At 64.6% G+C, this 9,320-nt stretch carries 10 protein-coding genes; 6 read left to right on the top strand and 4 right to left on the bottom strand.

Going from position 1 to position 9,320, the window contains the following annotated elements; translation table 11 throughout:
• Positions 1-423, bottom strand: a 423-nt coding sequence (locus VMR39_RS00360; protein WP_325413261.1) for an FUSC family protein, incomplete at its 3' end; no start/stop codon positions are given.
• A gap of 121 nt (positions 424-544) precedes the next feature.
• Here VMR39_RS00360 and VMR39_RS00355 point away from each other — a divergent pair.
• Positions 545-1,354: a transporter gene (locus VMR39_RS00355; protein ID WP_325413259.1), complete on the top strand. Its 810-nt coding sequence runs from the start codon at positions 545-547 to the stop codon at positions 1,352-1,354.
• A 5-nt stretch (positions 1,355-1,359) separates the two neighbouring features.
• Here the strand turns inward: VMR39_RS00355 and VMR39_RS00350 are convergent, their stop codons facing one another.
• Entirely contained in the window at positions 1,360-2,508 is a 1,149-nt protein-coding gene (locus tag VMR39_RS00350) for a serine hydrolase (RefSeq protein WP_325413257.1), read from the bottom strand.
• Between the two features lie 176 nt (positions 2,509-2,684).
• On the opposite strand from VMR39_RS00350, the gene VMR39_RS00345 reads away from it, so the two are divergent.
• Entirely contained in the window at positions 2,685-3,536 is an 852-nt protein-coding gene (locus VMR39_RS00345) for an alpha/beta hydrolase (protein WP_325413255.1), read from the top strand.
• A 12-nt stretch (positions 3,537-3,548) separates the two neighbouring features.
• Here the strand turns inward: VMR39_RS00345 and nadB are convergent, their stop codons facing one another.
• Both nadB and VMR39_RS00335 read right to left on the bottom strand, forming a co-directional pair.
• Positions 3,549-5,153 carry an L-aspartate oxidase gene (nadB, locus tag VMR39_RS00340; protein WP_325413253.1) on the bottom strand — a complete coding sequence of 535 codons (1,605 nt, stop codon included), beginning with the start codon at positions 5,151-5,153 and terminating at the stop codon, positions 3,549-3,551.
• 102 nt (positions 5,154-5,255) lie between these two features.
• Positions 5,256-6,182, bottom strand: a complete 927-nt coding sequence (locus VMR39_RS00335; protein ID WP_325413251.1) for an ABC transporter ATP-binding protein — start codon at positions 6,180-6,182, stop codon at positions 5,256-5,258.
• Between the two features lie 401 nt (positions 6,183-6,583).
• Between VMR39_RS00335 and ffh the strand changes: the two genes are divergently transcribed.
• The 4 genes from ffh to VMR39_RS00315 form a co-directional block, all read left to right on the top strand.
• A complete protein-coding gene (ffh, locus tag VMR39_RS00330) occupies positions 6,584-8,065 on the top strand; it encodes a signal recognition particle protein (RefSeq protein ID WP_325413249.1) in 1,482 nt (493 codons plus the stop codon).
• Between the two features lie 120 nt (positions 8,066-8,185).
• Positions 8,186-8,638: a 30S ribosomal protein S16 gene (rpsP, locus tag VMR39_RS00325; RefSeq protein WP_325413247.1), complete on the top strand. Its 453-nt coding sequence runs from the start codon at positions 8,186-8,188 to the stop codon at positions 8,636-8,638.
• Between the two features lie 5 nt (positions 8,639-8,643).
• Positions 8,644-9,123 (top strand): ribosome maturation factor RimM, encoded by a 480-nt coding sequence (rimM, locus tag VMR39_RS00320; protein ID WP_325413245.1) that lies wholly within the window; start codon positions 8,644-8,646, stop codon positions 9,121-9,123.
• Positions 9,124-9,154: 31 nt separating this feature from the next.
• A partial coding sequence (locus tag VMR39_RS00315) for an AbrB/MazE/SpoVT family DNA-binding domain-containing protein (protein WP_414712429.1) occupies positions 9,155-9,320 on the top strand: 166 nt, incomplete at its 3' end.

Here is a 9,320-nt window from a genome sequence, read left to right as displayed (position 1 = left end):
CTGGACAAAATCGGCCAGCGCGATGGCGGGATGCTCCAGCTTGTCGAGCACGACCATGGCGAAGGTCAGACCGAAGAAGAGCCAGGCATAGGAGCGGCGCGAGGTGATCGCGGCATAGAGGCTGACAGTGCCGACCATCATCATCGCCAGCGCCGCAAGCGGCCATCCCGGCAGCACCAGCGGTGCCGCACCCAGCGCCAGCAGCCCGCCCGCCACCGTCCCGACGATGCGCAGCGCCCCGCGCATCAGCGTCTCGGCGGCATGGCCACGCATCACCATATAGCCCGCAAATGCCGCCCAGGACACATGGGTCGCACCCAGCAGATGGGCGATCAGGATCGCCAGCAAGACCGACGCGACGCATTCCGCCTCGTCGATCGTGCGTGGCGTCACCCGATCCAGCAGCTTTGTGCCTGATACCATAGGCGTCTCCATGCCGCAGCAGGATGCGAATGGCCATTGTGCATCCTGCAATATCGCTTGCACGGAACAAGCGCGCCTGCCGATTATTTCCCGTCGGTTTCCGGTCAGGTGAGAGGACGATATGCAGGTGCGAAAGCTTTTGATGCTGGTGGGACTGATGCTGGTGCCCGCCACGGCACATGCAGGGGAATCGGCATCACGCGACCTGTGTACGGATCGGCCGGGCCTTGGCACGCCGCCCTGCACGGTCGAACCGGGGCATATGGTGATGGAGCTTGGCCTTGGTGACTGGACCCATGAGCGCGATCCGCAAAGCCGGACCGATACGGTCGAAGCGGGCGATCTGCTGCTGCGGATCGGACTGACCGACGGTCTGGAGGCTCAGGTCGGATGGACCGCCTATGGCCATGTGCGCACGCGCGACCGGGCCAGCGGGGCGATCGACCGGAATGATGGCGTCGGCGATGTGCAACTCGCATTGCGGCAGAATCTCCGCAATCCCGACGGTTCGGGCTTTTCGGTCGCGCTCATGCCCTATGCGACCCTGCCGGTCGGCGGCAGCGCGATCGGTGCGGGGGACTGGGGTGCGGGCGTGCTGGTGCCGGTCAGCTTCGACCTGAGCGATGGCCTCTCGCTGGAACTGACCCCGGAGGTCGATGCGGCGGTGGACGAGGATGGCGACGGTCGTCACCTCGCCTTCGGTAGCGTCGTCGGGATGGAAGTGGAACTGGGCGACACGCTGTCGGCCACAATCGAGACGTCGCTGATGCGCGACGATGATCCGGCGGATCACAGCACCCAGGCGCTGGGCGGACTGGCCCTTGCCTGGCAACCATCCGGCGCCATGCAGTTCGACATCGGCCTCAATATCGGGCTGAATGCGGACAGCCCGGACAGCGAAGTCTATCTGGGCGTCGTCCGGCGCTTTTGAACCGCTCAGCGTTTTTCGTGATTGGCCGCCACCGCCTTCGACACGGCCTGCATCAGCGCCCAGCGTTCGGGGATGGACACGGTGGTCGACCCGATCATCACCGCCACGGCATAGCTTGTGCCGTCGGGCGCGGTCATGATGCCGATATCGTTGAAGCCGGTCGAGCGCGGCGGCAGATCCTGTCCCGTGCCGGTCTTGTGCAGATAGGACCAGCCCGGCGGCACCCCGCCCTTGATCCGCTGGGGCCCGGTCTTGGCTTCCGACATGATCGACATCAGCAGGCGCGAGGAGGCGGAGGATAGCATGTCGCCTTCCTTCAGCTTCGCCAGCGCCTGGACGATGGAGGCAGGCGCAGCGCCGTCTGGCGGACTGGCGAGATAATTGTCCAGGGCCTTCGCCCGCACTGACATGGGCAGGCGCGACCGGGCGGCGTAGAAATTGCGGCCGACCGAATAATCCTGCCGCCAGTCGAGGCCCGCCGTCGCCGATTGCAACAGCCGTTCGCCAGGACCGAAGCGGATATCCTTGATCATCCGCCGCGCCAGGAAGCCGCGCACCGCCTCCGGCCCGCCGACCGCACGGAGCAGCGTATCGTTGGCGGTATTGTCGCTCTGCGTCATCGCGCGGCGCATCAGGTCGGAATAGCTGGTCGTCCAGCTGCCATTCTTCAGCATCGCAGCGGAAGGCTGGTGGAACAGGGTCAGGTCGTTGCGGGTGATAGTGGTGGTGTCGGCGAGGCGCAACTTGCCCCGGTCGACGGCGTCGAGAAAGGTCATCGACACCCAGAGCTTGGACACGCTCTGCTGCGGGAACAATGCGTTGCCGTTCCAAGCCACGGTCCAGTCCGCGCCGATGCGGCGGACGGCGATGCCGACCTTTCCGTGGAAACTCTGCCCCAGATTGCGCACGACGTTGACGAGCGCGGGCGGCGGCGTTTCGCGCTGGTCGATGTCTCTATAGGGCTGGGGTGGATTGGCGACCGGACGGATCGGCCAGCTGTTGGTCGATGGCTGGGGACGACCGGGCAACGGCTTTTGCGGCGCAGGCGCGGCAGCTTGCGCCCGACGCGGTTCGGGTGCGCTTACGCACGCGGACAGTGCCGCCATCAACAACACCAGGCGCGCCGATCCGCCCCGGTTCCTATTCACCTTCATCATCTTCCCCGCACTCGCTCCTAATCCAAGGGATGGCCTGCCGGCCTTTCCGGCAAGGCTGGTGCGACGAATGATTCCACAAATGCGATGTAAGGAGGCTGAATGGTGCAACCTCTTGATCGGGGATAAGGATCGCTCAGTTGCGGTTCAGCGGCGGACGGGCAATAGCTTCTGCCATGACGAACGGGATGGACAGGCGGGCGCTGCTGCTCGGCGCATTGGCGGCAGGCATGATGGCGGGTAGCGGCACGGCATGGGCCGCGCCCTTCGCGTCGCGCCGCATCGCGATGAACGTGCGCGGGACGGCCGCCGGTGCAGGACGTGACGTGCTGCTGATCCCCGGCCTTGCCAGCGGTCCGGGCATCTGGAACGGCGTACTCGGTGCGCTGCCGGGTTATCGCTTCCATCTCGTCCATGTGCGCGGCTTCGCCGGCCTCGCGCCCGAAGCCAATGCCAGCGGCGCGCTGCTCCAGCCGATCGCCGATGAGATAGCGCGCTATGTCTCCGCTTCCGGCCTCAAGCGCCCCGCCATCGTCGGACACAGTATGGGCGGCACGCTGGCGATGCTGCTCGGCCTCAAGAATATTGCGAGCCGCGTCATGGTGGTCGATATGCTGCCCGCCGGCGCGGGGATGGTGGGCGGGACGGCGAGCGGCCTAGGCTTCCTTGCCGACCAGCTGAGCGGCTATCTGACCGGGACGGCCGCCGGGCGGCGCTATCTGGCGGAGATGGTGGCGCAGGCGCCGGGTGCGAAGGGGAGCGATCCCGACGTCATCGCCAATGCGCTGCGCGACCTTGCAAATGTCGACCTTGGCCCACAGTTGCCGCGCCTCCCGGCTCCTCTGGAGGTGGTCTATGCGGTCGGATCGGACGCGCAGCAGGCCGCCGCCATCACCAGCCGCTTCCGCGCCGCCTATGCGCCGAAAAAGAATGCGCTGCTGAAAGCCATCGGTCCGAGCGGCCATATGGTGATGGGCGACCAGCCCGCCCGCTTCAACGCGGCGCTCAGGGATTTTCTTACTGCCTGATTCAGGGCGACGTCAGGGCGCCAGTATTGTGTCGACTGCTGCCTCCAGCGTCTCGGGATAGTCGAGCGTATAGTGCAGCCCGCGGCTCTCCTTGCGGTGGAGCGCCGAACGGACCACCAGACGCGCCACTTCCAGCAGGTTGCGCAGTTCGATCAGGTCGGGCGTCACACGGAAATTGCCGTAATATTCGTCGACTTCCTTCGCCAGCAGGTCGATGCGATGCTGGGCGCGCTCCAACCGCTTGGTGGTGCGGACGATGCCGACATAGTCCCACATGAAGCGGCGGATTTCCTTCCAGTTGTGCTGGACGATCACTTCCTCGTCGCTGTTGGTGACGCGGCTTTCGTCCCACGGGCGGATCGGCGGCGGTCCGGGAAGGTCGTCCCAGTTCGCCCGGATATGCTTGGCCGCCGCTTCGCCGAAGACGAAACATTCCAGCAGCGAGTTGGACGCCAGGCGATTGGCGCCATGCAGTCCGCTTTCGGTGACTTCGCCCGCCGCATAGAGACCGGGCAGGTCGGTGCGGCCGTCCAGGTCTATCACTACCCCACCGCAGGTGTAATGCTGCGCCGGGACGACCGGGATCGGCTCTTTAGTGATATCGATGTCGAGGTCGAGCAGCCGGGCATGGATGGTCGGGAAGTGATGCTTCACGAACTCCGGATCCTTGTGACTGATATCCAGATGGACATAGTCGAGGCCGAGCCGCTTGATTTCATGGTCAATGGCGCGCGCCACTACGTCGCGAGGGGCCAGTTCCTCGCGCGGGTCGAAGCGGGGCATGAAGCGCTCGCCGCCGCCCGGCACGCCGGGGGGAAGTTTCAGATGCCCGCCTTCGCCGCGTACCGCTTCGGTGATCAGGAAATTCTTGACCTCCAGATTGTAGAGGCAGGTCGGGTGGAACTGGTTCATCTCCATGTTGGAGACGCGGCAGCCCGCGCGCCAGGCCATGGCGATGCCGTCTCCGGTCGCACCGCGCGGCGCGGTGGAGAAGAGATAGGTGCGCCCCGCCCCTCCGGTGCAGAGGATGGTGGCGCGGCCGAGGATCGCGTCGACATGCTTGGTCTTCTTGTTGAACGCGTAGACGCCCCAGACATGGCCGTCGCCCGAATAGCGTTCGCCATGGCGGCTGGTGATGAGGTCGATCGCGACCAGATCCTCCACCAGCGTGATGTTCGGATTGGCACGCGCGGCCTTAAGCAGCGCGACCTGGACGGCATGGCCGGTGGCGTCGTCGACATGGACGATCCGCCGATGGCTGTGCCCGCCCTCACGGGTCAGATGCCAGCGTTCGCCGAACTCCTCGCCGCCGTTGAAAGGGACGCCGAGTTCGGCCAGACGCTCGATCGCGGCAGGCGCTTCGGACACGACGAACTCTACCGTCTCGCGATTGTTGAGGCCCGCGCCCGCGACCATCGTGTCATGGACATGCGCCTCGAAACTGTCACCCGCGTCGAGTACGGCGGCAATGCCGCCCTGCGCCCAGTTGGTGGACCCACCGTCGAGCGCACCCTTGGCCAGCACCAGCACCTTGCGGTCCTGCGCGAGGTTGATGGCGGCTGTCAGCCCGGCAGCGCCGGAGCCGATGATGACGACGTCATGGGTGGTGGTGGGCATTGTCGTTCTCGATGTATCGGGCCTGTTCCCTATCCCGTTCGGTTCGAACTTGTCGAGAATGTTAAGTACGGTTCTCGACAAGCTTGAACCAAACGGAGGTTGCTAGGCCGCCGCCGTCAGATTGAGGAATACATCTTCCAGGTCGGGGTCGCGCGTCACCACATCGACGATGGACAGTCCGCTCGCCTGCACCGCGCTCAACACCTGCCCGGCATTGGCGCGGTCCTTCATATAGGTGATGGTAAGCGTCCGCTCGCCAGACAGTTCGACCTTCTCGAAACAGGGCGCGTCAGGCGTCGCCGTCACGTCGCGGTCGACCGTCACCTGGACCACCTTTTCCTGCGCCATGGCGATCAGTTCGCGGGTCGGCTTGTCGGTGATGACCTTGCCATGGTTGATGATGCCGATGCGGTCGCACAGTTCCTCGGCTTCTTCCAGATAATGGGTCGTCAGCACGATGGTCACGCCCATGGCATTGAGTTCGCGGACATAGGCCCAGAGTTGCTGGCGCAACTGCACGTCGACGCCAGCGGTTGGTTCGTCCAGCACCAGGATCGGCGGGCTATGCACCATCGCCTTGGCCACGAGCAGACGGCGCTTCATGCCGCCCGACAGGGTGCGGGCATAGGCGTTGGCCTTGTCCTCCAGATGCACGGCGCGCAGCAATTCCATCGACCGGCGCTTTTCCTTGGGCACGCCATAGAAGCCGGCCTGATTTTCCAGCGTCTCGAACGGCGTGAAGAAGGGATCGAAGACGATTTCCTGCGGGACGATGCCGATGCTGTTCTTGCTGTTGCGCGGATTGGCGTCGATGTCGAAGCCCCAAATGCGGACATCGCCTTCCGTCTTGTTCACCATGCCGGCCAGGATGTTGATTGTGGTCGATTTGCCGGCGCCATTTGGGCCGAGCAGCCCATAAATCTGTCCGCGTGGAATGGTGAGGTTGATACCGTCGAGCGCGCGCTTGCCGCCCTTGTAGACCTTGGTGAGGTTGCGGATCTCGATCGCGGGCGTGGAGATGTCGGTCATGGCTGATCTCTATGGGGATCGAAGGCAGGGAAAGGAAGGGGGCTGATTGCCCCATCGGCGGAAACAGATGGAGTGGAGGGCAGATGCCATGGGTGCGAAAGGTGCGCAGCGCGGCGGGAAGGGCAGCGATCATGAGCGGACATAATCACGCCCTTTCCCGATCAGGGAAGGGGCGTCTTGAAACCATCTTTCCGAGCGACTCCACGTCCTGCTTGCAATTTTGCCGCCGTCCGCCTAAAGGCCGCGCTGCAATCGGTCGGTTTCCGGTCGATGCCCTGACGACTCCAGGACGCCCAAATGGGGCATCGGATGGACGCTGGCCGGCGAGGTTTCGCCCGCCGGCGATTTTGTCGTTTGATGGGTGAGCGCAGTTTTTCGGGCCTTTCGGCCCAAATGAGGTGATGATGTTCGATTCGCTAAGCGATCGTCTCAGTGGGGTATTCGACAAGCTGCGTGGGCGCGGTGCGCTTACGGAGGACGATGTCCGCGCCGCGATGCGCGAGGTGCGAATCGCGCTGCTGGAAGCCGACGTGGCGCTGCCCGTCGTTCGCCAGTTCGTCGATCAGGCCACCGAGCGCGCGGTCGGCAGCGACGTGCTGCGGTCGGTCACGCCGGGGCAGATGGTCGTCAAGATCGTCTCCGACACGCTGACCGAAACGCTGGGCGCCGAAACAAGCGACCTGATGATCGACGTGGCCCCGCCGGCTGTGATCATGATGGTCGGCCTCCAGGGTTCGGGCAAGACGACCTCCACCGCAAAGATCGCCAAGCGGCTGAAGGAAAAAGAGCGCAAGAAGGTGCTGATGGCGTCGCTCGACGTCCAGCGCCCGGCTGCGCAGGAACAGCTGGCGGTCCTAGGCACGCAGACCGACGTCGCGACCCTGCCGATCATTGCCGGCCAGCAGCCGGTCGATATCGCCAGGCGTGCGCTTCAGGCGGCGAAGCTTCAGGGCTTCGACGTGGTCATGCTCGACACCGCGGGCCGCCTGCACGTCGATCAGGCGCTGATGGACGAGATGAAGGCGGTCGCCGACGTCGCGAACCCGGCCGAAATCCTGCTCGTCGTCGACTCGCTGACGGGTCAGGACGCCGTGAACGTTGCCACCAGCTTTAGCGCGCAGGTGCCGCTGACCGGCGTGGTGCTGACCCGTATGGACGGCGATGCGCGCGGTGGTGCGGCGCTGTCGATGCGGGCCGTCACCGGCCGTCCGATCAAGTTTGCCGGCACGGGCGAAAAGCTGGACGCGATCGAGCCTTTCCATCCTGCCCGTGTGGCGCAGCGCATCTTGGGCATGGGCGATGTCGTCAGCCTCGTCGAAAAGGCGGCCGAGACGATCGACGCCGAGGAAGCCGACAAGCTGGCCAAGAAGATGGCCAAGGGTCAGTTCGACATGAATGACCTGCGCAGCCAGCTCAACCAGATGCGCCGCATGGGCGGTCTTGGCGCGCTGGCGGGCATGCTGCCAGGCCTCAAGAAGGCGCAGCAGGCGATGGCCAATAGCGGCGCCAACGACAAGACGCTCATTCACCTTGACGCGATGATCGGCTCCATGACGCCAAAGGAGCGTGAGAAGCCCGCCCTGATCAACGCCAAGCGCAAGATCCGCATCGCCAAGGGCGCCGGCCGGACCGTGCAGGATGTCAACCGTCTCCTGAAAATGCATCAGGAAATGGAAACGGCGATGAAGAAGATCCGCAAGATGGGCGGCCTCAAGGGGCTGGCCAAGATGTTCACTGGTGGCGGCATGGGCGGCCTTGGTGGGCTGGGCGGTCCCGAAGGTGGGGCCGGTGGCCCGGATCTTTCGGGTCTGGGCGGCCTTGGCGGATTGGGTGGCAACATGCCCAAGCTTCCGCCGGGCTTTCAGAATTTCATGAAGAAGTGAAGCAACCCGTCATCCCAGCGAAAGCTGGGGCTTCACTTCTCGAAAAAGGGAAGGGAGGCGCCAGCTATCGCTGGGATGACGAACCGACAAACAAGTAGTTAGTTAGAAAGGTCAAGTTCCATGGCAACCTCCATCCGTCTGTCGCGCGGCGGCTCCAAGAAGCGTCCCTATTACCGCATCGTCGTGGCCGACAGCCGCGCGCCGCGTGACGGCAAGTTCATCGAGCGTATCGGCAGCTACAACCCCGTCTTGCCCAAGGGCGACGAGAAGCGCGTCGTTCTGGACGTCGAGCGCGCGAAGCACTGGGTTGCCGCCGGTGCGCAGCCGACCGACCGCGTCGCCCGCTTCCTGGACGCCGCCGGCGTGAAGGAGCGCAAGGCGCGCAACAACCCGAATAAGGCTGAGCCGGGTCAGAAGGCCAAGGATCGCGCCGAAGATCGCGCCACCAAGGCTGCGGAAGCCGCTGAAGCTGCCGAAGCCGCCAAGGCTGCCGCCGCTGAAGCCGCAGCTGCTCCGGTCGCTGAGGAAGCTGCTCCCGCCGAGGAAGCTGCTGCCGAGCAGGCCGAAGGCTGATTGTCTTGACCGACAAGCCCGTCACTCTGGCCGTCATTATCGGCGCGCATGGCGTGGCGGGCGAAGTCCGTCTGAAGCTCTTTGGCGAAGGGGCGGAAAGCCTCAAAAGCTTCAAGGGCTTCGATGCGGCGGGGCGCATGCTGACGTTGAAGTCGGTGCGCCCCGGCCCCAATGGCGCGGTCGCCCGCTTCGCCGAGGTCGGCGACCTGAGCGCGGCCGAAGCGCTGCGTGGCACGGAACTGACCGTGCCTCGTTCTGCCCTGCCTGAACTGGGCGAGGGCGAATATTATCATGCCGACCTGATCGGCCTTCCCTGCACCTCCAGCACCGGCGAAGCGCTGGGCGAGATCGTCGCGGTCGAGAATTTCGGCGCGGGCGACATTATCGAGGTGTTGCGTCCTACCGGCAAGCGCTTCATGGCGCCGATGCATGTCGTCACGCTGAGTGCGGACGGCGCCTTGATTGACGCGGCTTTCGCCGAATAGTATATACACTCTGTATATACGGAGGTCGCCAATGGGCGAGGAATATCGGGCCAAGGTCTTCAAGTCGGGCAATAGCCTGGCGTTGCGGCTGCCCAAGGCGCTTGGCCTTGAGGAAGGCGTGGAAATGCGCCTGCGGAACGATGATGGCAAACTCACGCTTGAGCGTCTCGACACCGAACCACGCAAAATAGATGTCA

The sequence above is a fragment of the Sphingobium sp. genome (assembly GCF_035511395.1).
Taxonomy (GTDB): Bacteria; Pseudomonadota; Alphaproteobacteria; order Sphingomonadales; family Sphingomonadaceae; genus Sphingobium.
The sequence above is the reverse complement of the archived record's forward strand: the minus strand, read 5'-3'. Positions and strand labels throughout refer to the sequence as shown.

Bases quoted from the DNA above. Each gene is read 5' to 3' on its own strand.
- VMR39_RS00355 (WP_325413259.1), top strand. From the start codon at position 545: ATGCAGGTGCGAAAGCTTTTGATGCTGGTGGGACTGATGCTGGTGCCC.
- VMR39_RS00350 (WP_325413257.1), bottom strand. From the start codon at position 2,508: ATGAAGGTGAATAGGAACCGGGGCGGATCGGCGCGCCTGGTGTTGTTG.
- VMR39_RS00345 (WP_325413255.1), top strand. From the start codon at position 2,685: ATGACGAACGGGATGGACAGGCGGGCGCTGCTGCTCGGCGCATTGGCG.
- nadB (WP_325413253.1), bottom strand. From the start codon at position 5,153: ATGCCCACCACCACCCATGACGTCGTCATCATCGGCTCCGGCGCTGCC.
- VMR39_RS00335 (WP_325413251.1), bottom strand. From the start codon at position 6,182: ATGACCGACATCTCCACGCCCGCGATCGAGATCCGCAACCTCACCAAG.
- ffh (WP_325413249.1), top strand. From the start codon at position 6,584: ATGATGTTCGATTCGCTAAGCGATCGTCTCAGTGGGGTATTCGACAAG.
- rpsP (WP_325413247.1), top strand. From the start codon at position 8,186: ATGGCAACCTCCATCCGTCTGTCGCGCGGCGGCTCCAAGAAGCGTCCC.